The following is a 23557-nucleotide window of genomic DNA, read 5'->3' on the forward strand; positions in this document are numbered from 1 at the left end:
ACGGTCCAAGGATCAGCGAACCGCTTCGATCCGCGCCGCAACCATTTCAGCTGTCCTCATCGTGCGGTCCCTGACGACAGGGTAGTTCTGGATCGCCAGGATGTTCTGGCTGAGCCAAAAGCGCAGCATGCTCGCGAGTTGCGGGTCGTCTTGAAGAGCCTTCAAAATCCCAGCCGTATCGACGCTCTTCAGTTCATCCTTACACCCCCGGATCAGATGTTCAGTGACCGTATCGACATCGAGCCTCCAACACCCCTGCCACAGGATCCGGGCAGCATCCGGCTCCAGGTACTCGCGGATCGTCTCGCGAACAGCTGGAGGGTCCTGATTGATCACCCCAAAGCTTGTGGTCAGGTCGTAGGTCACGAAGAGCTGCTCACGCAGCTCTTGATCGGAGGGAAATCCAAGAGCGACCGCCTCACGGAATGCCGTCTGGTCGAAGGTGACTGTCCAAAGTTGCGACGCATGGAAGAAGTCAATCAGCAGGTCCTCGCAATCGGTCCCGCAATTCTGCCCGCTCTTGGTGAAAGCGAGCGCACGCTCGGCCGCCTCCGTGACGGTGGTGTAGTAGGTCAACAGGCGCGCCGACCTCGATGCGTTTTCCACGAGTTCCTCATGGAGCACCGCAAGATAGGACTGCTCCTGCGCGCGAAGGGCCCGCGCCTCGTTCCAGTTGCCAAGCTGGATACCCAAGAAAACACCAACCACGACAATGAAAAAGTCGAGCCCGACCGCAAACCAGTTCTGTGTGCGGACATGTTCAGTCAGACGGCGGAGGATCATTCGCTTCTCCCCAAGGCTCTGCGCAGGTCCACTGCGAGCGCATCGGCGTTATTGTGCAGGCTGTTCAGCGTCTGCCAATGCAGAACGCCGTACTCGAGCACAGTGCGGACAGCGCCTTCAAGCTCTGGATCAGATTGCAGGAGCGCGACCAATTGCTCCTCCCCCACACCTTTGAACGGGCTGAGGCCGTGTTTCTGGCCTACGAAGATAAGCCGGTCTCTGAACGGCCGGTACGTGTTGGTGTGGCTAATTTCCAAGGGCTCCCAGAGCGCCTTGTATCGCTGCAGTGCACGGACAAGGTCGGGATCCGAAATCAATGACAGGTTGCCCGCAGAAACAAGGCCGTCAAACGCGGAATCGCTTTGCGCGGGGTACAAGCGAACCGCTATCGCTTTCCAGAGCTGTCCGCGTATGGCCTCGAGCGACGTGCCTTCAAGGGACGGCATTCCGTCGGTGTAGAGGTACGAATTGTAGACCGGCAGTTTGATCTCAGTCAGCGGCTTGAGGTCTGCCGCCTCGAGCAGATGGTTCGACGCCGCCGTTGCCAGCGCTGCGCTCTCCATTGCGCTTGTGAGCTGATCGAGGTCTGCCTCGACTTCATCGAGGATCGCCCCCAGCACAACCTGCTCCGTGGCCGCATTGGTCCGTGCGTCATTCCAGTTGCCAAGCTGGATACCGATGAAAACACCGATCACGACAATGACGAAGTCAATGCCGACCGCAAACCAGTTCTGTGCACGGACATGTTGGGTGATGCGGCGTAGGATCATGGGGCTTCGAACGCCTCGGGTTCTTGAAAGGGCGCCTGCGCATCACGTCCCGTTAGAACGCCTTCGAGTTCCTCAAGGCGCTGCAGGTGTCCTTGCAGGAAATGGACATAGGATGCGTTGATGCGCGTTGCGTGAGCCACCCTGCTCAAGAAATGTGGGTCACGCGGTTGGTCGAGAAAATGACATTCGGCGCCCATTCTGTATCCGCCTTGACCCGGGTTGGTTCCGCGCACCCTAGTGATCGCATCGGGAAACTCGAGGTCGAGCCGGGGCGCCTCGGCGCGCATGCCTTCTATCGCGCTCCGCAAGCGATCCTCGCTCTGGCCCACGGAAATCAAGGCTCTGACGAGTTCGGGCTCGTCGATCAGCTCGATGAGGCCCCCGGCGAAAGCTTCCGTAAGGCTGGGCACTCTCATCGGCGGTATACTGATGATTCGCGAATCGGCAGAGTCTTCGCATTCGGTTGCGCTGAGGGGCATCACTCCCGAGTCGCCAAAATACATCTCCTCGACCTTCAAGATTGATTGGAGGCGTCGCTCGCGCCGTTCGAGGAAATCAGAAAGCTGCGAACGCGCGATCATGACATCGCCGAGCAATCGCTCGCTGAACGCGTCAGCTTTAGCGTGATCCGAGCGCGCCTCGTTCCAATTGTTGATCTGCAAACCGATCAGCAAACCGACGACGACGATGCAGGTCTCGATGAAGACTGTGAACCAGTCCTGATTTCTGGCGGCCGTGGCGATGCGGTGCAAGATCATCGGGCTTCACCCAATTCTTCAGCGAGAAGCGCGTTCAGCTTCCGCACCTGTTCCAGCACCTGCAATTCAACCTGAAGCATGTTGAGATGAGCGCCGTAGAAGTTCTCGACCGCCGCTTCGAGTGCCGGGTCAGCTCGCATCGCAGCAATGTCCTCCGGTGTCGGCGGCATGATAGGAGAGGTCGTCAGGCTCTCCAGCTCCAGGCTCGGAAGATCTGTTCGATAATCGGTATGGAAATAAACCACCCTTTCCGGTTCGTGCAGGCCACGCCGTATGAGATCGAATATCCGTGTTATCGTTTCGGCCTGGGCATGCGCCGTGAGCAACTGGGTCCTGAGCGCGTGATTGTCGATCAAGTCCACTTTGCCTGAGGAGATGAGCTCCTGAAGCGTCGGCGGTGGCCCGGGAGGGATGCGGCCGCTGTCCAGCTTCTTCAGATCGGCCCACATAGCATCCGGATCGACAGGCCCCTCTCCGCGCACCACCTCCAGCACCCGTCCCGACGAGGCGACGAAGGCGCGATAGTCCGTGACTTGATTGTCCAGATTGGCTTCGATGGCTTGGTACTCGGCCGAAAGCTGCTGAAGATAGCGATCCTGCTCGGCGTCGAGCGCGTTCTGTTCGTTCCAGTTCGAAACTTGGATGCCGATAAAAACGCCCACGATGACAATCGCAAGATCGACGCCGACCGCGAACCAATTCTGGTTCCGCACATGCTCGGAAATCCGCCTTAGCAGCATCGCTCTCTCCCCTTGAGGCAGGAGCCTGTCCCGTTTCCCCGTCCGCGCCAAGCCCGCCTGTATCTCTGCCCTTGACTCGTTTCGACGTTTATCTAATTATCAAATTATGAGCACGGTCTTCAAAGCCCTCTCTGACCCCACGCGGCGCAAGGTGCTGGAGCTCCTGCGCAAGGGGCCTCACTCCGCAGGAGAGCTGGCGGAGCATTTCGCCGTCTCGAAGGCGACCATGTCCTCGCACTTCGCGGTGCTGCGCGAGGCCGGACTCGTCGTGTCGGAGAAGGACGGCAAGCAGGTGATCTACCACCTCCGCCTGTCGGTGCTGGAAGATGCCCTCCTCGATTTCACCCGCCTCTTCGGCTGGAGCCTCGCTCCGTCTGCGGAAGATAGCCCTAAAGGAGAGACCCATGACGAAACCCGGTAAGGCGTCGATCAGCGTCGGCATCATAGCCCTCGGCCTCCTCCTCGCAGGCGTCGCCGTGAAGCTGGCTGTCGGAACGAGCGAAGGCGCGCCAAGGCTCCTGACGATGGGCAGCTTCGGCCTCCTCCTCGCCGTCCTCGGCAATCTCGTGCCCAAGCTTGCTCCGCTCAGGGACGGTACCTCAGACTTTGGCTACCGCAATGCAGGCCGCGTCCTCTTCCTGACAGGGCTCGCGGTCCTCGGCACGGCCCTCCTCGCACCAGCGGAAGTGATGCTCTCCGCCGCTTCCCTCATCGGCCTGGTAGGGCTCGCGCTCGCAGGCTTTTCCGCCCTTCCCAGCAGCAGAAACAAGGACACCCAATCCATGCCCACACGCAGCGATCAGATGAAAACCGCGATCCTCCTGCTCTTCGTAGGTCTGGCAGGCGCCTTCGGCCTCATCCTCCTCGACCGCCTCTTCGGCGATCAGGTGGCCCAGTGGAGTGCAATTGTCTGGGTGCTGATCCTAGGCGTCGTGGCGACCACGAGGCTGTCGGACTTCAAGCGCAGGAACTAGCCGCCAATCCGCTGGCACACGGGGGTCTCCGCCTCAGCCTTGCAGAAGGTCGGCGGCCCCGCCTCCCGCCAGTAGCGGATAAAGCCCTGGCTCTCGATGATGTCTGCGAAACGCTCCGTCTGCCGAGCGTCCGGCCTGAAGGGGTCAAAGAAGATGACCGAGGTCTCGAAGACACCGCCGTCAGTCTCCGCTTCGGCAACATCCAATGCGGCTTCCCACTCTCCCAGCCGGTCAAGCATGAAGTACGCAATCCACGCCGGCATTCCCTCGTCATAGGCTTCTCGCATGACCGGGACGGCTTGCGCGCTCGCTTCCTCCGTACCCACACGTTCGGCGTCGACGAAGACCATCATCGCTTCCTCCGAATTCGGGAACGGCGTCCGCGCCACCCACGCCTTGGCAGCTTCCCAGTCCCCCCGCTCAATCAGCGCAAAGAATTTCCCCATCCACGCGATAGGCGTCTCGAGCCCCAGATCCTCGAGGATGTAGTCGATCAGCCGCTCGCCTTCCTCGATGTCGCCAGCCTGGAGCGTGTTCATGGCGATCTCAGTCAAGACCGGCGGCGCGTTGGGATCGAGCCGCCGCGCCTCCTCCGACAATCGGAACGCCTCCTTGAACATGCCAAGCTCGCGATAATGCCCGGCGAACCAGATCAGGATCGTCGCATTCTCAGGGTCAGCCTCCAGCGCCTCGCGAAAGATCTCCTCTGAGCGAATCCAGTCGCCCTGCCGCTGGGCAATGTTGACCATCAGCGTCCGCGGCTCGGCCAGCGTCGGGTCGAGCGAAAGCGCCCGCTCAGCAGCCATCATCGCACGGTCCATACCTTCTGAAGGTGACACATCGGTCGAGTAGGTCGGATAGGTCGCCCACGCCGATGCCAGCGCCGACCAGCCCTCAGCGAACTGAGGGTCACGCTCCACCACCTCGGTCAGCATCCTGACGGCACGGGCATTGGGCTCAGCCCCCCGCTGACGCCAAAGAGCCACACCGCGCTCATAAAGATCGAGCGCGATCCGGTCCTCGGTCAGCGGAGCTTCCTTCACCGGAGCGCCGGGAGTCCTGAGCACGAAGAATGCTAGCGCGAGAGCAACCGCAAACACCGCAAGCGCCGGGGCAGCAGGCCGCTGCCATCCCGAAGCCGTAACCGTCTCCGCCTTCTCACCACCACCCGGAGCCCGAGAGGCGATCCATCCGTCCAGCTCTTCCGGCAAGGCAAAGACAGTGCTCTTCGCCTCATGCATTTGGCGATGGACCGGCAGCGCCTCCTCCGCCTCCCAGCGGCGAGCCGTCCGCTCGCTGCAGCCAAGATAGGCAGCGATCCGCTTCCAGCCGATCAGCCGTCCTTCCGTCCGCAGCGCCGCAGCTTCGCTCATCGGGTCCCTCCTCGCCCGCCTATCGGTCGCCATTCGCCCCGGAACGTCAACTCCGGGATGCGGTCAGACGCGGACATCCAAGGCCAGACAAGGGTTTGCCGCCCATGCCGCCTTGCTGATGAGGAGGACCGAAGAGAGCCTCGACGGACACCGGATCACCAAAGGAGAGCCCGATGCTGCCCTTCCCGAGAGCCCATTATTACGTCCTCGCCTTTCTCGTCCTCACATTTATCGCCTTCTCCCCAAGCTATTTCCTGAGGCTCGGAGAAGCATCCTTCGCGCACCATCTCCACGGCATCACGGCGACCCTGTGGATCGTCCTCCTCGCAAGCCAGAGCTGGTCGATCCACAATGGGCGCTGGAAGGTGCACGCATGGTCAGGACGGATGGTCTTCATCCTCCTCCCCCTCTTCCTCGCCGGGGGCCTCCTCGCGACGAAGGCGACGCTCGTGAGGACAAGTGCCTTCAACGAGATGTTCGGAACCGCCCTCGCCTTCGCCGACGTCTTCTCAACCGCAGGCTTCGCGCTCCTCGTCTGGCTGGCTCTCAGGCACCGCAAGACGCCCGACCTCCATGCGCGGTTCATGCTTGGCACGATCACGCCGCTGATCGGTCCGTCGCTGGCTAGGCTCTTTGCGAACTTCATCCCGCCCTTCGCCATCAGAGGTCCGGACCAGCTCTATAAGTTTGGCTGGGCCGTCGATGCCGCCTTCTTGGTCGCGCTCCTGTTCTTCGCGGTGCTGATCATCGGCGACCTGCGGAAGGGGAAGCCTGCGTGGCCCTTCGTCTTCGCCCTCGTCATCAATCTCATCATGTGGATGGGCTACAAATGGATCGGCTACACCGACGCCTGGATCAGCGCGACGGAAGCCATGGCCCGCGTCCCCGGATGGCTCTGGATCGCCAGCGGCCTCGTCATGGGCATCGCCGCCGTCTACGACGGCTGGACCCGGCCCGCGTCGCCTAAGGCCCCGAGGGGCGCAGCAGCCCCCGCTTAGGCCGGAACGCGAAGCGATCCTCCAACTTATCCCCCACCCCCCCAACTGCGCTACTCTCCAGATGCGCGGCAGTCAGAAGGGCCTCCCGGTACCGTCGGCTTGAGGGGCTGCCGCACTTCCGGACTCCGTAGGCGGAGGGGTGCTGCCCTTTCGGCCCGATGGTCCATGGCAGGCGTGAGCTGGGGATCGGCCGTCTGTCATGCGCGAGCGCCGGAAGACGCCGCGCGGTGAGGCTTTGGGAAGCCTTCACGCGACTGCAACAGATCAATTCAGCCCTCAGCGGTCGCGAGCCGCGCGGCGGCCCCTTCTCTTCTCCCCAGTCCGCGCCCAGCGGATAAGAGCCATGCCTGCGGAACGGAACGCCAATCGATCCCTTGCTTCCCACAGCTCCGACGGAACTTTTTTGCAAGAACACTGCGAGAACATCTTGAAGTTCTCTTCTTGTTCTCATAGTCTGTTCACCATGCAAGCGCCACTGACCTTCGCCGTCGACAACCGTCTTCCGGACATCCTCGAAAGGGTGACCCAGCTTCTGCCTAGGCTGCGTCCCCAAACGGCCACGAACCCGTTGGACCAGCTCCTCTACGGCGTCATCGCCCAGGGGCTTTCGTCTGCCGGGGCCACTGCCTGCTACCGCCGGGTGAAGGAGCGCTTCCCGAGCTTCTCCGCCCTGCGCGATGCCGAGCCCGGTCTGATCGAAGGTCTCATGGTGGGGGCGCCCTCCGCGGCACTCAAGGCTCAGGCGATCCCGGAAATCCTCCGGCTGATCGACGAGGCCTTCGGCAGCCTCTCGCTCGAGCCTCTGTCCAGGCTCGACCAGGAGCTGGCCTTGCGTTTCCTCACCCGACTGCCACGGGTGACTGAAGAGATCGCCGCGTCGGTGCTCCGTTTTACGGGCACCGACCGGCTGGTCCTTCACATCGACAAGGACGTCGCCCGCCCGCTGCGCAGGCTCGGGCTGGCAGAACAGGGCGCACCGCTTTCCGCCCTTCCCCGGCAGCTGATCGAGCGTTCACCGGTCGCGTGGAGGTCGGAAGATTTCGCAGGCCTCAGCCGTGGCCTGACGCGCGTGGCGGACCGCTTCTGCCACCAGGGCCGCCCCGACTGCGCAAGCTGCCCCCTCGCCAACCTTTGTCCGGCTGCGGAGAAAGCCGAAGCGAAGGTCGTGACCTTCCCCTTCGGCAAAGCGCGAAAGACCGCCGCGTGATGCTCCGTGGTTGAAGCATTCGCCCACCTCTCCCTCCGGGAGAGGTCGAAGCCTTACAAAGGCAGGCTTCGGGTGAGGGCTTCGCAGCACGGGGCGCGCATGTCCTCTCGATGGATCCTGGATCAAGTCCAGGATGACGGGGTGGAGAAGCCACCGCTCAATGATCGTCATCCTGGACTTGATCCAGGATCCATTGAGAGCGTCAGCGACCAAAACGAAAAGCGCGCGCAAGCGCACCAAAACCCGCCTCTCCCCTAAACCCGCCCCATCAGCACACCGCGGAAAACCGCCAACTTCTGCGCCAGAGGATTCTTCACCCGAGAAACCTTCCCGCCCTTGGCCTTCGCCAACACAAGCGGCAGAGCAGGAAGCGCCAGCACCTTATCCCCGCGCTCCTTCCGGTAGCCTACAATCCTCTCAGCAAGAGCTGGCTCGAGGGAATGATCCTGCCCCAAGGCCCGCGAAAACCGCCGTGCCGGGGGCTCCGTCCCGTCCTCGCCGGGAATGGCATCGGCATCAGGAGCTGAGCGGGCTAGCGCATAAAGCGTCAGCCCCTCACCGCCTGAGGGACAACCAGCCAGCGCACCCAGCGCTTCAGCCAGCCCTCCGTAAACGGACTGACGAGCCGCCACAGCTGTATCGATGGAGTTGTCAGCGCCATTGGAGAGAAACCCCTCCATCCCATCGGCCATAGCTTCGAGGGATTGGCGCACGTCTGAGGACTGGCGAAGCGTCACCGCCATCGCCCGCACCACGGGATGCTCCCGCACCGAACCGTCGCCGAAGACTTCGTCCAGCGCCTCGCGCCACCACTGAAGCCTGATCCGCCCAAGCATCCCGTTCGACACCCGCGCAGGGGCACCGATCACCTCAGCCGCGTAGCCGAGAACGGCCAGCCAGCCGCCGCGCGCTTCATCGGGAACGTAAGGAAGAACGAGCCCCCAATCGGGCTCGAAGGCCTCCACCTGCGTGAGCAGATAGGAGGCATCCTGAGCATCGAGCGGAGAAAACCGCTCAGGCCTCACGGGCGAGCGTCTGCCTCGGCATTCGCCGCAGAGCCACCCGGCGTCCAGTCACGCTTCACGCCAGTCATGAGGAGAAGCGGCGATGCGATGTAGACGGTCGAATAGGTCCCGACGATGACACCCCAGATCAGCGCGAAGCTGAATCCGCGGAGCACTTCGCCGCCGAACAGGAACAGCGAGACAACGGCAAGAAGCGTCGTCAACGAGGTCATGATCGTCCGGCCAAGGGTCTGGTTCACCGACAAGTTGACCACGTCCTTGAGGTCCATCGCCTTGAACTTGCGAAGGTTCTCACGGATCCGGTCATAGATGACGACCGTGTCGTTCATCGAGTAACCGATGATCGTCAAAAGCGCCGCGATGATCGCGAGGCTGAACTCGAACTGCGTGATGCAGAAGACGCCAATCGTCAGGATGACGTCGTGGGTCAGCGCGAGGATCGCGCCGATCGAGAACTGCCACTCGAACCGGAACCAGATGTAGACGAGCATCAGGCCGATCGCGACAACCAGCGCCGTGACGCCTGCCTGCACGAGCTCTCCGGAAACGGTCGGGGTCACCGAGTCGACCCGGCGCATCTCAATCTCCGCGCCGAGGGCTTGGCGCAGGACTTCCTGCACCTCGCCAGCAACAGCGGCCTGGCGTTCCTGGCCGCCATCTTCTTCGCTGATCGCTTCGACGGAGACGACAATGCCGTCCTCCGCGCCCGCAGTGCCGCCGATCGTCTGGACCTGCACGTCGCCGAGGCCAAGTTGGCCGGTCGCTTCACGCGCGTCGGTGAGGCTTTGCTCCGTGAACACCTGACCCGGCGCAGGACCAACCTCGACGGTCACGCCGCCACGGAAGTCGATGCCGAAGTTGAGGCCAAGCGTGAAGAACGCCGCGATGGAGCCGACGATCGCCAGCGTACTGAAGATCTGGGCGATGCCGCGGAACTGGACGAAGTCGATCTTCGTGTTCGATGGGACGAGCTGAAATGCCATGTCAGCCTCCTCAGATCGCCAGCGTCTTCGGGCGGGCTTTGAGAACATAGCCGCCGGCGAAGACCCGGGTGATGACGAATGCGGTGAAAACGGAGGTGATGACGCCGATGCCGAGCGTCACGGCAAAGCCGCGAACCGGGCCCGAGCCGAGCGTGAACATGATGAAGGCCGCGATGAGCGTTGTCAGGTTTGCGTCGATGATGGCTGAGAGGGCGTTCTTGTAGCCGGACTCAACCGCAGCCACGGACGCCTTGCCGCTGTTCATCTCCTCACGGATCCGCTCGAAGATCAGGACGTTCGCGTCGACCGCCATACCGATCGTCAAAACGATCCCCGCGATGCCTGGAAGGGTTAGAGTCGCTCCCAGGAGCGACAGGGCACCTGAAATGAGGAGCACGTTCGCAAGGAGCGCAATGTCCGCGTAGAGACCAAACCGGCCATAGGTGAAGGCCATGTAGACGATCACGAGACCGAAGCCGATCAGGAGGGCAATCGTGCCCGCACGGACCGAGTCCGCGCCGAGGCTCGCACCCACCGTCCGCTGATCGAGGACCGTCAGAGGCGCAGGCAGCGCGCCCGACTTGATGAGGATGGCAAGCTCTGTCGCCTCCTCAGGGGCAAATCGGCCCGTGATCCGGCCCGAGCCGCCAAGGATCGGGGTCTGGATCGTCGGTGCAGAGATGATCTGCTCGTCGAGGACGATAGCAAACCGCCGGCCGAGATTTTCGCGGGTCACGTCAGCGAAGCGGCGCTGGCCGCGGCCGTCGAAGGCGAAGTTCACCTGCCAGCCGCCACCGTCGGAGTTCGGCGAGGCCGAGGCGTCGGTGATCATGTCGCCGGTGATGTCGGGGCTTTCGAAAAGTGCGAGCTGTCCGCCGAAATCGACGTTCGGCAGGACGATCCTGCGTGGAGGCACGCGGCCTTCAGCGATGTCGGTCGGCGTGACGGTGTCATCGACCATGTGGAAGCTGAGCTGGCCGGTCCGTCCGATCACGGATTTGAGGCGCTCGGAGTCACCGTCGCCGGGAACTTGGAGGACCAGGCGGTCCTCGCCCTGACGCTGGATCGTCGGCTCGGTCGTACCGAGGGCGTCGATCCGGTTCCTGACGGCGGTGATCGAAGAGGTCACAGCATCCGAAGCGTAGAACTCGCGCGCTTCGGGGGTGAGCTCGAGGGAGATTTGCCTTGCCCCTTCATCCGACGTCACACGCAGGTCACGACCCGCGGCACCCGTCAGGGGACGCGAAAGGCGGCGCAGCCGGTCAACGGCCACGGAGAAGTCCTGGCCTTCAGGGATACCGACCACGATCGCATCGCCCTGCCGCTGCGGAGGGATGAACCGGACCCGCGGGTCCTTCCGCATCTCGCGAGGGATGTCGCCGCGGATATTGTTGATCCGCGCGTCGATGACCTCCTCGGTGCCGACGCCCAGCAGGAGGTAGGAACCCCCTTGCAGGTCGAGGCCGAGGGTCACGCCCGTGTCCGGCAGGCCGGGCACAGGGTTCTCATCGGAGATGAAATTCGGGATCGTGACGTAGGCGGCGAGAACCATCAGCAAGGCAAGGCCGATGGTCTGCCAGCGGTTGAAGCGAAGCAAGGCGCTCTTCCCTTAGGCTTTGGCTTTGGCGTCGTCGTTGGCCGGCTCGCCCTTGGCGCGGACGTCGGTCAGCGTCGACTTGATGACCTGGACTTCCACATTGTCAGCCAGGCGGACGGAGATCTCGGGACCTTCGGACACTTTCGTGACTTTTCCGACAAGACCGCCAGCGGTGACGACGGTGTCGCCGCGCTTCACGGCCTCGACCATGGCCTGGTGCTTCTTCCGCGCGTTCTGCTGCGGGCGGATGATCAGGAAGTAGAAGACGACGAAGATCAGGACGAAGGGGATCAGCGAGGTCAGCGGGTTCGGCGCCGGGCCTGCGGCCCCTGCGGGCGCTGCGGCGGCTGCGGTGCTGACGAGAAGCATAAGCGAAGTCATCGGTTGGGCGTTTCTTTCGTTACCGGAAGGGTCTTTTCAGGATCGCGGCAGGCTATAGGGCCCCTTTGGGCCGGACCGCAACCATGCGCGGGTGTCCTGCAGCATCCAAATGCGTCCGGACATCTTTGCCGAAGAGCGCATCGCGGTAGATCGCCTCCGCCGTTTCGCCCTGATCGTGGCCGATCTCGATGAACGCGGAGCCCGATGGCGCGAGGAGATGGGCGATGGCGTTGGCCACTTCCCTGTGAGCCTCGAGCCCGTCTTGGCCACTCGTAAGCGCTGAGGCGGGCTCGAAACCCTTCACGCTGACGGGCAGGTCAGCGCCCTCGGGGATGTATGGCGGATTGGCGAGGATCAAGTCGAAGAGCTGCCCCCGGAGCATCATCGGCGTGTCGGCGAAGCGCATCTTCTGAAGCTCGGACCTGTCTGCAACGCGGAGAACCTGACGGTTGCGCTCGGCGATCTGGAGCGCCTCGCCGCTGACATCAATGCCGATGCCCGTGGCCTGCGGATGCTCAAGGAGCGCAGTGATAAGCAGGCAGCCCGAGCCCGTTCCGAGATCGAGGATCGTCTCGACATGCAGCTTCTCCGATGCCTCGATTAGCATTTCGGTTTCGGGGCGCGGGATCAGGACGCCGGGGCCTACGGAGAAATCGCGGCTCCAGAATTCCTGCCGTCCGGTGATGTAGGCGATGGGCTCTCCTGCCCTGCGGCGGGTGAGCAGCGCGGCGTAGCGTTCAAGCACCTCTTCGGGGACCTCTTCGCGGTCGTTGGCGATGAGGCTCGCATGATCATGGCCCGAGGCCAGCGACAGGAGGATGCGCGCATCAAGCTCAGGCGTAGGCGAATCCTTCAGCCTGCGCCGCCCGCGCGCCAGAGCGTCCGCGAAAGTTTCCTTACGGAAGATCATGCGCCCTCTTCCATCGCCGCCAGCTGCTCGGTCTGGGCCTCAAGGACCAAAGCGTCGATCAGCTCGTCGAGCGCCTCGCCCGCGATGATCTTGTCGAGCTTATGGAGCGTCAGGCCGATCCGGTGATCGGTCACCCGGCTCTGAGGGAAGTTGTAGGTGCGGATCCGCTCCGAGCGGTCGCCGGAGCCCACCTGGCTCTTCCGGTCAGCGGAGCGCTCTGCCTCGATCCTCGCCCGCTCAGCATCGTAGAGACGTGCACGGAGGACCTTCATCGCCTTGGCTCGGTTCTTGTGCTGGGACTTCTCGTCCTGCTGGCTGACCGTGATGCCGGTGGGCAGGTGGATGATGCGAACGGCGCTATCCGTCGTGTTCACCGACTGACCACCGGGGCCGGAGGCGCGGAAGACATCGACGCGGATGTCAGCATCGTTGATCTCAATGTCCACGTCTTCGGGCTCAGGCAGCACGGCCACCGTGGCGGCAGAAGTGTGGATGCGCCCTTGCGTCTCCGTCTCCGGCACGCGCTGGACCCTGTGGACGCCGCTTTCGAATTTCATCCGGCCAAAGACGTTATCGCCCGTAATCGAGGCCTGGATTTCCTTGTAGCCCCCCACGCCGCTTTCGGAGCTTTCGAGCACCTCGACCTTCCAGCCATGATCGGCGGCATAGCGCTGGTACATGCGGAAGAGATCGCCCGCGAAGAGCGCCGCTTCGTCGCCGCCAGTACCGGCGCGGACCTCGAGGATGACCGGCGCGTTGTCGGCCTTGTCCTTGGGCAGGAGCATGATCTGGAGCTGCTCTTCGAGCTCCGGGATCCGCTTCTTGAGGGTCTCGACCTCGTCCTTGGCCATCTCAGCCATGTCCGGATCGTCGCCCGCAGCCATCTCCTCGGCCTCGGTCAGCTCAGACCGCGCGGAGGTCAGCTCGGAGGCTGCCTCGGCAATGGGTTTCAGCTCCGCATGCTCCTTGGACAGACGAACAATGTCGTCCGGGCTGGAGGCGGTCTGCATCTCTGTCTCAACGGCCTCGAAACGAGAGACCACGGCGTCGAGCTTGTCCTGGGGAATCATGGAGTGCGCTTAGCGGAGGTTGCAGGGGACGTCAGCAAGCTTCTGAGACCGAACGCCAACCCACTTTATCCACCTTGGGCCGAGAGAAGACGGATCCGGAGTTCTCCAGCGACACCTACAAAGGCCACCTGTGGAACCACAGTCTCTTCGAACGAAAGGAGAAAGGCATCGCGGTAGCCTCGATCATTTCGAGCGCTCCAAGTCCAACCGAGCTTCTGCCCGACGAAAGTCATGAGGCCGCGACAGGGATCGGATGCGAGTTGGCAGGGGTTCAGCCAGCGGACTTCGACTTCATCGGTGTCGGGATTGACCGCAATCGTAAGCCCGGCGTTGCCGAAGCTGAGCACGACTTTGGTCACGCAGCCATGCTGAGCCTCAGAACTCGCCGATACGAGAATCTTCCCCTGCAGCGCTTGGAGCTGGCCTTGATCGAGGGTGAAGCTCACTCCGCCGCTGCAGCAGCCGCTTCGATTTCAGCCGCCTTCGCCTCACAGAGCTGCACCAGCTTATCGATCATGTCGTCGTTCTTGAGTTTCTCGGCCGGGACACCGCCGAGATAGAGCATCCCTGCATCCTTGCCCGTGCCGCCTCCGGTGAAGCCGATGTCGGTTTCGCGGGCTTCGCCGGGGCCGTTCACGACGCAGCCGATGACCGAAAGACTCATGGGCGTGGAGATATGGGCGAGGCGTTTCTCGAGCTTCTCCACGGTGCGGATGACGTCAAAACCCTGCCGTGCGCAGCTTGGGCAGGAGATGACGTTCACGCCCCGGTGGCGGAGGCCGAGCGATTTGAGGATGTCGAAGCCGACCTTGATCTCTTCTTCGGGCTCCGCCGACAGCGAGACGCGGATCGTGTCGCCAATGCCTGCCCAGAGGAGGTTGCCGAGGCCGATCGAACTTTTGATCGTGCCGGACATGAGGCCGCCTGCTTCAGTGATGCCGAGGTGCAGGGGCGCTTCGGTGGCTTCCGCGAGGCCATGATAGGCCGCGACCGTCAGGAAGACGTCCGACGCCTTCACCGAGATCTTGTATTCCTGGAAATCATGCTCCTCGAGGATGTTCGCATGGAAAAGCGCGCTCTCCACCATCGCTTCGGGGCAAGGCTCGCCATACTGCTCGAGAAGGTGTTTCTCCAAAGAGCCGCCATTCACGCCGATGCGCATGGAACAGCCATGGTCCTTGGCGGCCTGGACCACTTCCTTCACCCGGTCGGCCTTGCCGATATTGCCCGGATTGATGCGCAGGCAGGCCGCGCCGTTCATCGCAGCCTCAATGCCGCGCTTATAGTGGAAGTGGATGTCCGCCACGATCGGCACCGGGGAGAACTTGGTGATCTCCTTCATCGCTGCCGTGGAGTCTTCCGTCGGGCACGAGACCCGGACAATGTCGGCGCCAGCCTCGGCGATCCGTTCGATCTGCTCCAGCGTCGCCTTCGCATCGGCCGTGTCGGTGTTGGTCATGGACTGGACCGCGATCGGCGCGTCGCCGCCTACGGGGACGTTGCCAACCATGATCTGCCGCGACTTGCGCCGCTCAATGTCTCGCCAGGGACGAACGCTCATTGGGAAGTTTCCTGCTCTCGCTCACCCACAGTTAGGCCGCGCCGGATCATTCCTCAACGATAGAAACCGTGATGGCGTCAGTAAGGCCGCTCGAAGCTGAACCGCGTGGTCTGGCGCGCATTTTCGCGGGTCACTGTACTGGGGTCGAAACGCCAGCGGCTCAGGGCCGCGAGAGCCGCGCCGTTGAAGCACGGATTGGACGAGCCCGTGACCTGCGGAGCAGCGGTATTGCCGCGCGTGGTCACGGTGAAGGCGACCGTTACGGTCTCGGTCTCCGCAGCAGATCCCTCGCAGAGCGGCGGATAAACCGGCTCAGTGGCGATCAGTCGGCGCAGCGCAATAACCGGCTCGGCCGGCTCATCCACGACGGCAGGCTCAGCAGCGGCCGTCTCTGCCTCGGATTGTTCCGGTTCGGCGGTAGAGGCTTCCGTTTCCGCCGCTGCAGCGTTCTCTTCCTGCGCACCAGCAACCTCGTCGCCGTCGGTGCCGTTGGCTTCCTGCGCAGTGCGGGCTTCGGGCCGCGCCTCAACTTCGACAGGCGGCTGGATCGGAGGGGCGCTCACGGCTTCGGCGCGGTCGTTGGTGGAGAATCGGTAGCGGCTCGCATCGTCGGCGGTTTCGGGTGCTGCGGAAAAGATGAGCTTCCACGCGCAGAACAGGATGAAGGCGATGATCGCGAGGACAGCGAGGACGCTGATCTCACGTCCGCCATCGGCATTGCCGGCACGGCTGACCTTCTGGACCTTCGGCGCGGTGTCCCGCTTGGCCCAGCCGACCTGCTGGCGGAAACGGTCGAGGAGCGCGTCCTCGGGCAGCTCGACCTCCCGGGCGTAGGCGCGGACGAACCCCATCGTATAGGGCTGCGAAGGCAGCCTCGACGTGTCCATCTCCTCGATCGCGAGGATATGCTCTTCCTTGATATTCGTCCGGCGAGCGAGTTCAGACGAGCTGAGGTTCATCGCCTCACGCGCCGCGCGAAGCATCCCTCCTGCTGTACTCAGTGCTCCATCGGCATCCTGGGCGCGCTTTTGGCGCTCCGTGTCCAGGGCGACGACGTCGGCGACAGACTGCATGTCCGCTTTGCCCATCAATACGTTCCTTCAGGCTAACCCGAACTCCCCCAGTGGGGAACCCGTTTCGGGAACTGCGTTCGTTGTGAGACACTTCGTGCGAGCATCGTGCCGGGTTTCTCGCCAAACCGTCATGAATGATGGCAACGCCCAGAGATCATGAGAGTTCCTGCGGGTGAGCGGGCTTGAAGAGCTTGTGAGCGGAGGGCAAGCGTCGCTTTTCGACAGGAGCTTTGTCCCGATTGTGTCCCAGCGTCTCGACCTGCGCGGCCTTAGGTGCCCCATCCCGGTGATTCGCCTGGAGGCCGCGATGCGGGCGCTGCCTCAAGGGACCACTATAGAAGTGCTGGCCGATGACCCCATCGCCAGGGTCGACCTGCCCCACGCCGCAAGATCAGCTGGATTCTGTTGTGAGACGCTGCATAGCGAAGACCCGACGAGCTTCGGCTTTCGCGTGTTTTCCGAAGGAAAGTGAAAAGATGCGCCTTGGGGGATGGGCGGAGCGCTGAAGAACTGTTAATACGTTTAACGAGCCGTTACCGCGCTCCCGCGGTCGGCTGGGGTAAACTAAACTAGGGCCAAGGCATGGGGAGCATGAAAATGACGGCGTGGCGCAAGGTTCGAGGTCTCGGTTTCGCAGCCCTCACAGCGACAATGGCGCTCAGCGCCGGTCAGGCTTTTGCCGACTACGAAAATGCTCTGGCGACCTATTTGGGCGCCAAGGACTCTGATGTCCGTTCCAATGCCGTGATCGGCGCGATGGACCTGTGGCAGAAGTCGGCGCTTGCCGGCGATGTCCGGTCGGCGCGCATCCTCGGCGACCTCTACAGCCATCAGGACCTCGTTCCCGGTAGCGCAGACATGCTACCCGAGGACACCGGCGTCGTTCCGAACGACCGGGTCAAGGCGCTGGCATGGTACATCATTGCGGCAACGCATGAGTTCCAGGACTACCAGCAGGTGAACCCCACTCCTGATGCAATCGAGGCCCGGGTTTCCGCGCAGCGCCGCATCCCAGAGGTGAAGATCGGCATGACCGACGCTTCGGTTCGCGCCGCTGAGACCCGTGTCGAGCAGCTGCTCGGCGGTGGCTCGGCCTTCGATCTCCTCCGCCTTGGACGCATGCGCGCTGAAGGCGATGGCCTCACCAAGAACAATGTCGAGGCGCTCAAGTACCTCTACCTCGCCCGAGGCCGTGGCCGTGGCGCGAACATGGAAGCCGCCCGCCTCATCGAGAATCTCGAAGAGCTGATGGTGCGCTCTGACGTGGAAGCAGCTGCAACCGCCGCCGACGCGTGGCAGCCGCCGCTGCCGGAGACCTATGCGCTCCTCACCCGCGGCGACCGCGATGACCGCCAGCGCCTGACGGCTCTCCAGTACCAAGAGCTGCGTGCGAACCTCGAGGAGCTGAACCGTCAGTTCGATGGCAACGACGTGGTCGTCGACAAGGCCCTTCAGGCCCTCGGCTTCTACTATGACGACGACAATGACGGAAAACTCGAGAAGAGCGAGCGGCTCCAGGCCGTGAAGCGCTTCCAGACGTCGCTCTTCATCGACCGCCGTCCTTCGGACCGCGCTGGCGAGCCCCTCTCCGATGACGAGAAGGCTCTCGCCAAGGACCTTGCCACCGGCACGCTGACCGATCTTCAGACGGTCGAGCTGATGGCGCGCGCTTCGGCACGGGGCCACGCACCCTCGCAGCACATCTACGGTGTGATGCTCGGACGCGGCATTGGCGTTCGCAAGAACGGACAGGAAGCGATCGAGGTTCTGAAAGCTGCCGCCGACCAGAATTACGCGCTCGCGCACTACTCGGCAGGCATCTTCTACGTTGAGGGCATCACCGCAGAGCAGCCGCTCCGCCAGAGTGTCCGTGAAGCCTGCTACCACCTGCGCTCCGCTGCAGTGCTCGGCTACAAGAAGGCCGAGAGCGCTCAAAAAACCTACTGCAAGTTCGACTGAAGGGACGGTTGATCATGGCACGCAAGACCACCGCATACGCACCGCGCCTCCTCCTGGCAGCGACGGCTCTCGCCTTCGCCGTCCCGACCGCCGCTTCGGCGCAGATCGGCGGCTTTGAGACCGAAATCTCAAAAGCCAAGAAGAAGAAGGCCAAGGTCAAAAAACAGCCGATCGTCGATGTCCGCCTCGACCCGAACTGGGAAGGTCCGAAGTCGATTTCGGAAGCCCTGAAGCTCGTCGAAGCCGACGGCCAGATCGTCGTTCACCCGGGTGTCTACCAGCCCGAAGCGGTCAATATCCGGAAGAACGTCTCGATCCGCGGCATCCGTGACGACTACGGCAAAGCGCCGACGCTGACGGCGAAGGGCTCCTGCCTGAACGTCAACAGCGCCTCCGTTTCGGCTCGTGTTTCGGACCTGACGTTCCGCGCCTCCGACCGGAGCTGCATCAACGTCTCCATGGGTTCTCTCGAACTCACGGATAGCAATGTCCTCGGCAAGCGCGCCGGTGCAGGCTACGCCTATTCGGATCCGTCAGGTCACCTGACGCCGTTCACGCCGGAAAGCGCGATGAATGCCAAATCGGCACTCGTCTCGATCAAGGGTGGCCGGGTTCGCATTTCGAACTCGACGATCACCGGCGGCGACACAGGTGTCCTGATCGCCCCGAACAATTCGAACGCGTTCGACCATGTCGATCTGCAGAACAACACGATCTCCCAAATGTCGGGTGTTGGTGTCGTGATGCGCGGCGATGTGGATGCGACCCTCGCATCCAACACGATCGTTTCGAACCAGATGTCTGGCGTGGTCTACGCTGCCACGGGCCATGCGCGCCTCGTCGGCAACATCATCTCGAACAACACCCACAACGGCCTGTTCGTGCAGGGCATGGGCGAAGCGGTGTCGATCGAGGGTAACAAGATCCACGACAACTCCGAGGACGGCATTGAAGTCCGCTCGGGCATTGCGATCCTCGTCAACAACGACATTGGCGAGCATAAGGGCTGCAAGGTGAACCCGAACGCTCCGGCCGAGGGAACCAGCGATCACCTCGCCATGCCGCCGATCCGGCTCCTCGCCGACAGCCGCGGCGTGAACACCTATGACACGTCCCAGGCGTGCACGAAGAAAACCGCCAAGAAGAAAAAGCGCGGCCTTCGCAGGGGCTAAGTTCCTGCCTCATAGAATACCGGATAAGCCCGCCTCTCAGGCGGGCTTTTTCGTTCGGGACCGATGCTGATGCTGAAGATCAACGACCAGATCACGATCGAGGACACCGAACTCAAGGAGAGCTTCGTGCGGGCCTCAGGTCCAGGCGGACAGAACGTCAACAAGGTGGCGACCGCCGTTCAGCTGCGGTTTGACCTTGCTGCCAACCGCTCCTTACGCGCCGACCAGAAAGAGCGGCTGCGAGGGATCGCCGGATCCAAGATGACCCGCGACGACGTCCTATTGCTGCAGGTCGATGCCAACCGGACCCAAGGCGCTAACCGTGATGAAGCGCGCCGTCGCCTCGCCCAGATGATCCGCGAAGCCCTTCCCCGCCCTGCTCCTCGCATCAAGACGCGGCCAACGCGCGGCTCGATCGAACGCCGCCTCGAAGCCAAGCGCCAGCAGGGCCAGCGCAAGGCTAACCGCGCCAAGCCCCGCGGCGAGGATTAGGTTCGGCGGCGCAGGGCTCCAGGCACCCCGGACGCTGAAAGCAGGGCAACAAAAAACCCGCGCCGGAGCGCGGGTTCTTCGCTGGCCTAGAGGCCCGAAGCTTAGGCGGTGCCGAGGGCGTCCGCCGGGTCGATCTTGACGCCAGGACCCATGGTCGAGCTGACGGCGATCTTCTTGATGTAGGTGCCTTTCGCGCCGGAAGGACGAGCCTTCTGGATCGCGTCGATCATGGCTTTGACGTTCTCAGCGATTTTCGCTGCGTCGAAGCTGGCTTTGCCGACACCGGCGTGGACGATGCCGTTCTTCTCGACACGGAACTGGACCGCACCGCCTTTGGCATCTTCGATGGCCTTGGCGACGTTCGGGGTGACGGTGCCAACCTTCGGGTTCGGCATCAGGCCGCGCGGGCCGAGCTGTTTACCGAGACGGCCGACGAGAGGCATCATGTCCGGGGTCGCGATCAGACGGTCAAAGTCCATCTTGCCGCCCTGGATCTCTTCCATGAGGTCCTCAGCACCAACGATGTCCGCACCGGCAGCCTTGGCTTCGTCAGCCTTGGCGTCGCGTGCGAAGACAGCGACGCGGACGTTCTTGCCCGTACCGTTCGGCAGGGTGGCAACGCCTCTAACCATCTGGTCAGCGTAGCGGGGATCGACGCCGAGATTGATGGCGAGCTCGATCGTTTCGTCGAACTTGGCGGTGGCGCGCTCCTTCACGGCAGCGGCAGCCTCGTCGATGGTGTGAAGCTTCTCGCGGTCGAGACCTTCGAGGTTCTTTTCAATACGCTTGGCGAGTTTGACCATCAGATTAGCCCTCCACCTTCAGGCCCATGGCCCGTGCCGAACCGGCGATGATCTTCGCGGCCTGCTCGATCGAGTTGGCGTTGAGATCAGCCATCTTGGCTTCAGCGATCTCTTCGAGTTGCTTCTGGGTCACCGTGCCAGCGACTTCGCGACCCGGGGTCTGACCACCTTTTTGGAGCTTCGCAGCCTTCTTGAGGAAGTAGGAAGCCGGCGGAGACTTGGTCTCGAACGTGAAGGACTTGTCGGTGAAGATCGTGATGATCGTGGGGATCGGCATCCCCTTGTCCTTGTCCTGCGTGGCCGCGTTGAAGGCCTTACAGAATTCCATGATGTTCAGGCCGCGCTGACCGAGAGCGGGACCGATGGGCGGCGACGGGTTAGCCGCGCCTGCGGGCACCTGAAGTTTCAGGTAGCCGGCAATCTTCTTTGCCATGTGACACCTCTAGGGTTGAAGTGAGCGTGGTCTGGGTGGCGCCCTCCCACGCGTGGAAGCGCGGCGGATAGGCCAGAAACGCGCAGGTTTCAAGGCCTGTATCGCCCGTGAGCGCTGCAAATGCGGAGGGAGTTTGACCCCCTGCCCCGCGCCGCTTATCGCTCGCCGTTTCTCTTTTACAAGGCAGCCCTGCGCGATGCTCTCCCTCGATCAGCTTGGCGACAGGATCATGGTCCTTGGGCCCTCCAATGCCGGGAAGTCGACCCTGGCGCTCGCCCTCTCAGAGAGGCTTGGCCTGCCGCCGGTTCATCTCGATCAGCTTCAGCACCTTCCCAACACGAACTGGGAGATGAGACCCGAGGCTGAGTTCAAGGCGCTCCACGACGAGGCAATCCTTGAAGTGTGCTGGGTGATGGACGGCAATTACTCGCGCCTGATGCCCCAGCGGATTGAACGCGCGACGAGCATCATCCTGCTGCTCTCAAACCACTGGCTGCGCCTCGGGCGATATCTCAAGCGATCCATGCCGGGCTCTCATCGGGCGGGGACGCTCAAGGGTGGGCAGGATCCCCTGAAGTGGGAGATGATCGACTGGATCCTCTTCAAGACGTCGGGCAATTCCGCCCGGTACAGGCGGATTGTTAAGCAGTCGGGACTGCCATTTGTCCTTTGTGAGGGCATTGGGGAGCTCAAAACGCTCTACCGCGAATGGGGTCTTTCCCAGCCCAAGTGACCGATTTTTCGTGAGGTTTGGTCATCAGCGCAGCCTTGCTGCGGCGCACAAATCCTTAATTTCGTGATGTTTTTTCACTGCTGGTGGAACTAGCGAAGTGTTTCCGCGTTTGTAACGAAACAGGTTCGAACCTTCTTCGGATGGTTTGAGTCGAGTTTTAGAGAAATGATACTTTTTCACACCACCCTGACGAGAAACCGGAAAACCGGCTCGCCTTGGGAGAAAAGAAGATGACACATCTGACGGAGGAAATGCTCGCGGACTTCAGCGGAGTTCATGCGCAGGCCCAGACCCACAGAAGAGAACCGCAGTTCGAGATTGCGCATTCGCTGCGCTCCTTCGCTGCCGCCGGGAGGACGCCGATCGTCGATGCTCCGGCCTGGGATCCCGACGAAGAGATCGCGTAAGTCCCTGCTCTTGTGGGAAAAACCAGCGCTTGTGCGGGGGAACCTGGCCCTTAGGCTCGTGACCCGAGACATCACTCAGGATCACGCCCCATGCTCAAGCGCGCCCTCGCCGCTCTTTCCCTGACCGCTGCCCTCGCAGCCTGCACGACCATCGATCCTGTTCTGGTCATGCCTCAGGACATCACTTCGGCTGAGACCAGCACCGAGACCCTGCCGCGCCTCAGGGATACGCGGAACAACCGCTACGAGGCACTTGGCTATTCCGGTGTCACCGAGTGGCGGGCCAGCCAGACCACCACGAACAGCCTCAGTCGCATCGATACCCGCCTCTTTGCGACCGTCGAAGCCGAAGGGCTTCCCGTCCTCGCAGCGCGCTGCACTGCTTCGCGTTCGGACATCCTCATCGAGATCGGCTCCTTCCCGCTGGGCTTCCCGATCGATGAGCCGAGCCTCTTCTGCCGGTTTCAGGAGCGCGGCAACGACATCAACGCTGCGCTGGGCCTCGAAGAGGGCGAAGGCCGGACGTTTGGGACCAGTCGCGAGGGCATCGTGCGGTTCGGCGCGCGGACCTGGGACATCACCTCCCTCCACAAGATCGAGCAGACGAAGGTCGGCGTGCCGATGCCCATCGGCTTCCGCATCAGCCGCGGTGACGAGACACTGGCTGTCGTGGACCTCACCGATATCAGGGCCGACGTGACCCTGCGTGATGATCTGACTGCGGAGGAACGGCAGCGCGCCATGCTGACGGCAGTGATCCTGTCGGCCTATATCGACCCTGACGACTATTGATCGTCAGGCTTCAAGGCGTTTGAGGTCGAGCACCGTCAGGTCGCTCTTGGCGTCGCCCGTGTTGAGGGTGCTGGCTTTTTCGAACATCAGGACGATCGGACGCTCGGTGAGAGACCTCGGCCGGTGTTCGACGCCCTTGGGCACGTTCAGGAACTCACCGGGGCCGAGCTCCACCGAGCCGTCGCGCAGGTCGATGGCGATCCGGCCCTCCAGCACCAGGAACGCTTCGTCCTCATCCGGGTGGCTGTGCCAGTCGAAGAGCTCCCCGAACTTCGCGACCTTGACCTGAGCGTCGTTGACGTCAGCGACGATGTGCGGGTCGAAGGGCTTGGAGATCTGGTCCCTGGCGGCGCTGGCGATGGCGATCTTCTTGAGCATGGCTTGGGCGCCTCTTCTTCGTTCCGGGCGAGTTGGCTGACTGGCGACAGGCCTAGCAAATGTAGAGGCGTCGCGCTTGTCGGACTGCAGCGGTGGTGCTTCGGATCGGAAAAACAGCGGTTTCGCTGCAGGAGCGGGGTTCCATCGCGAACGTCGCTCACCACCTGTGTTGGGGAGGAAGTTCC

The 23557-nt window shown here is 62.7% G+C and carries 28 protein-coding genes; 11 read left to right on the plus strand and 17 right to left on the minus strand.

Features of this window, described 5'->3' with window-relative positions:
• Nucleotides 1-12: 12 nt before the first annotated feature.
• Genes HK107_RS01445 through HK107_RS01460 form a run of 4 tightly spaced genes read right to left on the minus strand, consistent with a single transcriptional unit; the run spans nt 13 to nt 3051 of the window.
• The gene (locus HK107_RS01445) at nt 13-783 is read right to left on the minus strand and encodes a hypothetical protein (protein ID WP_173196095.1); all 771 of its coding nucleotides are present in this window, start codon (nt 781-783) and stop codon (nt 13-15) included.
• Nucleotides 780-1553 (minus strand): hypothetical protein, encoded by a 774-nt coding sequence (locus HK107_RS01450; RefSeq protein WP_173196097.1) that lies wholly within the window; start codon nt 1551-1553, stop codon nt 780-782. Before HK107_RS01450 ends, HK107_RS01445 begins: the two co-directional genes overlap by 4 nt.
• Nucleotides 1550-2305 carry a hypothetical protein gene (locus HK107_RS01455; protein WP_173196099.1) on the minus strand — a complete coding sequence of 252 codons (756 nt, stop codon included), beginning with the start codon at nt 2303-2305 and terminating at the stop codon, nt 1550-1552. Before HK107_RS01455 ends, HK107_RS01450 begins: the two co-directional genes overlap by 4 nt.
• Nucleotides 2306-2307: 2 nt before the next feature.
• On the minus strand, nt 2308-3051 hold the full coding sequence (locus tag HK107_RS01460; RefSeq protein WP_173196101.1) for a hypothetical protein: 744 nt from the start codon (nt 3049-3051) through the stop codon (nt 2308-2310).
• 106 nt (nt 3052-3157) lie between these two features.
• Between HK107_RS01460 and HK107_RS01465 the strand changes: the two genes are divergently transcribed.
• Both HK107_RS01465 and HK107_RS01470 read left to right on the plus strand, forming a co-directional pair.
• The gene (locus HK107_RS01465; protein ID WP_173196102.1) at nt 3158-3472 is read left to right on the plus strand and encodes an autorepressor SdpR family transcription factor; all 315 of its coding nucleotides are present in this window, start codon (nt 3158-3160) and stop codon (nt 3470-3472) included.
• Entirely contained in the window at nt 3456-4025 is a 570-nt protein-coding gene (locus HK107_RS01470; RefSeq protein WP_173196104.1) for a hypothetical protein, read from the plus strand. The genes HK107_RS01465 and HK107_RS01470 overlap by 17 nt, the downstream gene beginning before the upstream one ends.
• Here the strand turns inward: HK107_RS01470 and HK107_RS01475 are convergent.
• Entirely contained in the window at nt 4022-5398 is a 1377-nt protein-coding gene (locus HK107_RS01475) for a tetratricopeptide repeat protein (RefSeq protein WP_173196106.1), read from the minus strand. The genes HK107_RS01470 and HK107_RS01475 overlap by 4 nt on opposite strands.
• Before the next feature lie 173 nt (nt 5399-5571).
• On the opposite strand from HK107_RS01475, the gene HK107_RS01480 reads away from it, so the two are divergent.
• Nucleotides 5572-6396 (plus strand): hypothetical protein, encoded by an 825-nt coding sequence (locus HK107_RS01480; protein ID WP_173196108.1) that lies wholly within the window; start codon nt 5572-5574, stop codon nt 6394-6396.
• A gap of 463 nt (nt 6397-6859) precedes the next feature.
• Nucleotides 6860-7603 (plus strand): hypothetical protein, encoded by a 744-nt coding sequence (locus HK107_RS01485; protein WP_173196110.1) that lies wholly within the window; start codon nt 6860-6862, stop codon nt 7601-7603.
• 254 nt (nt 7604-7857) lie between these two features.
• Here HK107_RS01485 and HK107_RS01490 read toward each other — a convergent pair whose 3' ends face one another.
• The 9 genes from HK107_RS01490 to HK107_RS01530 all read right to left on the minus strand — a co-directional run bounded on the left by HK107_RS01490 (nt 7858) and on the right by HK107_RS01530 (nt 16218).
• Nucleotides 7858-8628: a squalene/phytoene synthase family protein gene (locus HK107_RS01490; RefSeq protein ID WP_173196112.1), complete on the minus strand. Its 771-nt coding sequence runs from the start codon at nt 8626-8628 to the stop codon at nt 7858-7860.
• The gene (gene secF / locus HK107_RS01495) at nt 8625-9611 is read right to left on the minus strand and encodes a protein translocase subunit SecF (protein WP_173196114.1); all 987 of its coding nucleotides are present in this window, start codon (nt 9609-9611) and stop codon (nt 8625-8627) included. Before secF ends, HK107_RS01490 begins: the two co-directional genes overlap by 4 nt.
• 10 nt (nt 9612-9621) lie before the next feature.
• On the minus strand, nt 9622-11208 hold the full coding sequence (gene secD / locus HK107_RS01500) for a protein translocase subunit SecD (protein WP_173196116.1): 1587 nt from the start codon (nt 11206-11208) through the stop codon (nt 9622-9624).
• Between the two features lie 12 nt (nt 11209-11220).
• Complete coding sequence (gene yajC / locus HK107_RS01505) at nt 11221-11589, minus strand: preprotein translocase subunit YajC (protein ID WP_233061108.1); 369 nt, start codon at nt 11587-11589, stop codon at nt 11221-11223.
• 52 nt (nt 11590-11641) lie between these two features.
• Entirely contained in the window at nt 11642-12499 is an 858-nt protein-coding gene (prmC, locus tag HK107_RS01510) for a peptide chain release factor N(5)-glutamine methyltransferase (protein WP_173196118.1), read from the minus strand.
• The gene (gene prfA, locus HK107_RS01515) at nt 12496-13569 is read right to left on the minus strand and encodes a peptide chain release factor 1 (protein ID WP_173196120.1); all 1074 of its coding nucleotides are present in this window, start codon (nt 13567-13569) and stop codon (nt 12496-12498) included. Before prfA ends, prmC begins: the two co-directional genes overlap by 4 nt.
• 65 nt (nt 13570-13634) lie before the next feature.
• Nucleotides 13635-14015, minus strand: coding sequence for a DUF6334 family protein (locus HK107_RS01520; RefSeq protein ID WP_332871463.1), 381 nt, complete (start codon nt 14013-14015; stop codon nt 13635-13637).
• Nucleotides 14012-15130: a flavodoxin-dependent (E)-4-hydroxy-3-methylbut-2-enyl-diphosphate synthase gene (gene ispG, locus HK107_RS01525; protein WP_173196124.1), complete on the minus strand. Its 1119-nt coding sequence runs from the start codon at nt 15128-15130 to the stop codon at nt 14012-14014. Before ispG ends, HK107_RS01520 begins: the two co-directional genes overlap by 4 nt.
• A gap of 77 nt (nt 15131-15207) precedes the next feature.
• Entirely contained in the window at nt 15208-16218 is a 1011-nt protein-coding gene (locus tag HK107_RS01530) for a helix-turn-helix domain-containing protein (RefSeq protein WP_173196126.1), read from the minus strand.
• Between the two features lie 226 nt (nt 16219-16444).
• On the opposite strand from HK107_RS01530, the gene HK107_RS16045 reads away from it, so the two are divergent.
• From HK107_RS16045 to arfB, 4 genes are all read left to right on the plus strand, one after another.
• Entirely contained in the window at nt 16445-16675 is a 231-nt protein-coding gene (locus HK107_RS16045; RefSeq protein WP_198912262.1) for a sulfurtransferase TusA family protein, read from the plus strand.
• Nucleotides 16676-16794: 119 nt separating this feature from the next.
• Complete coding sequence (locus HK107_RS01540) at nt 16795-18162, plus strand: tetratricopeptide repeat protein (protein ID WP_173196128.1); 1368 nt, start codon at nt 16795-16797, stop codon at nt 18160-18162.
• A gap of 14 nt (nt 18163-18176) precedes the next feature.
• The gene (locus HK107_RS01545) at nt 18177-19334 is read left to right on the plus strand and encodes a right-handed parallel beta-helix repeat-containing protein (protein ID WP_173196130.1); all 1158 of its coding nucleotides are present in this window, start codon (nt 18177-18179) and stop codon (nt 19332-19334) included.
• 69 nt (nt 19335-19403) lie between these two features.
• On the plus strand, nt 19404-19826 hold the full coding sequence (arfB, locus tag HK107_RS01550; RefSeq protein ID WP_173196132.1) for an alternative ribosome rescue aminoacyl-tRNA hydrolase ArfB: 423 nt from the start codon (nt 19404-19406) through the stop codon (nt 19824-19826).
• Nucleotides 19827-19927: 101 nt separating this feature from the next.
• Here arfB and rplA read toward each other — a convergent pair whose 3' ends face one another.
• Nucleotides 19928-20629, minus strand: a complete 702-nt coding sequence (gene rplA / locus HK107_RS01555) for a 50S ribosomal protein L1 (protein WP_173196134.1) — start codon at nt 20627-20629, stop codon at nt 19928-19930.
• Nucleotides 20630-20633: 4 nt separating this feature from the next.
• Nucleotides 20634-21062, minus strand: a complete 429-nt coding sequence (gene rplK, locus HK107_RS01560) for a 50S ribosomal protein L11 (RefSeq protein WP_173196136.1) — start codon at nt 21060-21062, stop codon at nt 20634-20636.
• Between the two features lie 196 nt (nt 21063-21258).
• Here rplK and HK107_RS01565 point away from each other — a divergent pair, with 196 nt between their 5' ends.
• From HK107_RS01565 to HK107_RS01575, 3 genes are all read left to right on the plus strand, one after another.
• Entirely contained in the window at nt 21259-21795 is a 537-nt protein-coding gene (locus tag HK107_RS01565; protein ID WP_173196138.1) for a P-loop NTPase family protein, read from the plus strand.
• Nucleotides 21796-22025: 230 nt separating this feature from the next.
• Nucleotides 22026-22202 (plus strand): hypothetical protein, encoded by a 177-nt coding sequence (locus HK107_RS01570; RefSeq protein WP_173196140.1) that lies wholly within the window; start codon nt 22026-22028, stop codon nt 22200-22202.
• A gap of 90 nt (nt 22203-22292) precedes the next feature.
• Nucleotides 22293-22994: a hypothetical protein gene (locus HK107_RS01575; RefSeq protein WP_173196142.1), complete on the plus strand. Its 702-nt coding sequence runs from the start codon at nt 22293-22295 to the stop codon at nt 22992-22994.
• A 3-nt stretch (nt 22995-22997) separates the two neighbouring features.
• On the opposite strand, the gene HK107_RS01580 is transcribed toward HK107_RS01575, so the two are convergent.
• Nucleotides 22998-23372, minus strand: a complete 375-nt coding sequence (locus tag HK107_RS01580) for a cupin domain-containing protein (RefSeq protein ID WP_173196144.1) — start codon at nt 23370-23372, stop codon at nt 22998-23000.
• Between the last annotated feature and the right edge of the window lie 185 nt (nt 23373-23557).

The organism is Parvularcula mediterranea (assembly GCF_013085255.1).
GTDB lineage: Bacteria > Pseudomonadota > Alphaproteobacteria > Caulobacterales > Parvularculaceae > Parvularcula > Parvularcula mediterranea.

Excerpts from the sequence above, each read along its gene's own strand:
- HK107_RS01445 (WP_173196095.1), bottom strand. The coding sequence starts at position 783 with ATGATCCTCCGCCGTCTGACTGAACATGTCCGCACACAGAACTGGTTT.
- HK107_RS01450 (WP_173196097.1), bottom strand. The coding sequence starts at position 1,553 with ATGATCCTACGCCGCATCACCCAACATGTCCGTGCACAGAACTGGTTT.
- HK107_RS01460 (WP_173196101.1), bottom strand. The coding sequence starts at position 3,051 with ATGCTGCTAAGGCGGATTTCCGAGCATGTGCGGAACCAGAATTGGTTC.
- HK107_RS01465 (WP_173196102.1), top strand. The coding sequence starts at position 3,158 with ATGAGCACGGTCTTCAAAGCCCTCTCTGACCCCACGCGGCGCAAGGTG.
- HK107_RS01470 (WP_173196104.1), top strand. The coding sequence starts at position 3,456 with ATGACGAAACCCGGTAAGGCGTCGATCAGCGTCGGCATCATAGCCCTC.
- HK107_RS01475 (WP_173196106.1), bottom strand. The coding sequence starts at position 5,398 with ATGAGCGAAGCTGCGGCGCTGCGGACGGAAGGACGGCTGATCGGCTGG.
- HK107_RS01480 (WP_173196108.1), top strand. The coding sequence starts at position 5,572 with ATGCTGCCCTTCCCGAGAGCCCATTATTACGTCCTCGCCTTTCTCGTC.
- HK107_RS01485 (WP_173196110.1), top strand. The coding sequence starts at position 6,860 with ATGCAAGCGCCACTGACCTTCGCCGTCGACAACCGTCTTCCGGACATC.
- secF (WP_173196114.1), bottom strand. The coding sequence starts at position 9,611 with ATGGCATTTCAGCTCGTCCCATCGAACACGAAGATCGACTTCGTCCAG.
- yajC (WP_233061108.1), bottom strand. The coding sequence starts at position 11,589 with ATGACTTCGCTTATGCTTCTCGTCAGCACCGCAGCCGCCGCAGCGCCC.
- prmC (WP_173196118.1), bottom strand. The coding sequence starts at position 12,499 with ATGATCTTCCGTAAGGAAACTTTCGCGGACGCTCTGGCGCGCGGGCGG.
- prfA (WP_173196120.1), bottom strand. The coding sequence starts at position 13,569 with ATGATTCCCCAGGACAAGCTCGACGCCGTGGTCTCTCGTTTCGAGGCC.
- ispG (WP_173196124.1), bottom strand. The coding sequence starts at position 15,130 with ATGAGCGTTCGTCCCTGGCGAGACATTGAGCGGCGCAAGTCGCGGCAG.
- HK107_RS01530 (WP_173196126.1), bottom strand. The coding sequence starts at position 16,218 with ATGGGCAAAGCGGACATGCAGTCTGTCGCCGACGTCGTCGCCCTGGAC.
- HK107_RS01540 (WP_173196128.1), top strand. The coding sequence starts at position 16,795 with ATGAAAATGACGGCGTGGCGCAAGGTTCGAGGTCTCGGTTTCGCAGCC.
- HK107_RS01545 (WP_173196130.1), top strand. The coding sequence starts at position 18,177 with ATGGCACGCAAGACCACCGCATACGCACCGCGCCTCCTCCTGGCAGCG.
- arfB (WP_173196132.1), top strand. The coding sequence starts at position 19,404 with ATGCTGAAGATCAACGACCAGATCACGATCGAGGACACCGAACTCAAG.
- rplA (WP_173196134.1), bottom strand. The coding sequence starts at position 20,629 with ATGGTCAAACTCGCCAAGCGTATTGAAAAGAACCTCGAAGGTCTCGAC.
- rplK (WP_173196136.1), bottom strand. The coding sequence starts at position 21,062 with ATGGCAAAGAAGATTGCCGGCTACCTGAAACTTCAGGTGCCCGCAGGC.
- HK107_RS01565 (WP_173196138.1), top strand. The coding sequence starts at position 21,259 with ATGCTCTCCCTCGATCAGCTTGGCGACAGGATCATGGTCCTTGGGCCC.
- HK107_RS01570 (WP_173196140.1), top strand. The coding sequence starts at position 22,026 with ATGACACATCTGACGGAGGAAATGCTCGCGGACTTCAGCGGAGTTCAT.
- HK107_RS01575 (WP_173196142.1), top strand. The coding sequence starts at position 22,293 with ATGCTCAAGCGCGCCCTCGCCGCTCTTTCCCTGACCGCTGCCCTCGCA.
- HK107_RS01580 (WP_173196144.1), bottom strand. The coding sequence starts at position 23,372 with ATGCTCAAGAAGATCGCCATCGCCAGCGCCGCCAGGGACCAGATCTCC.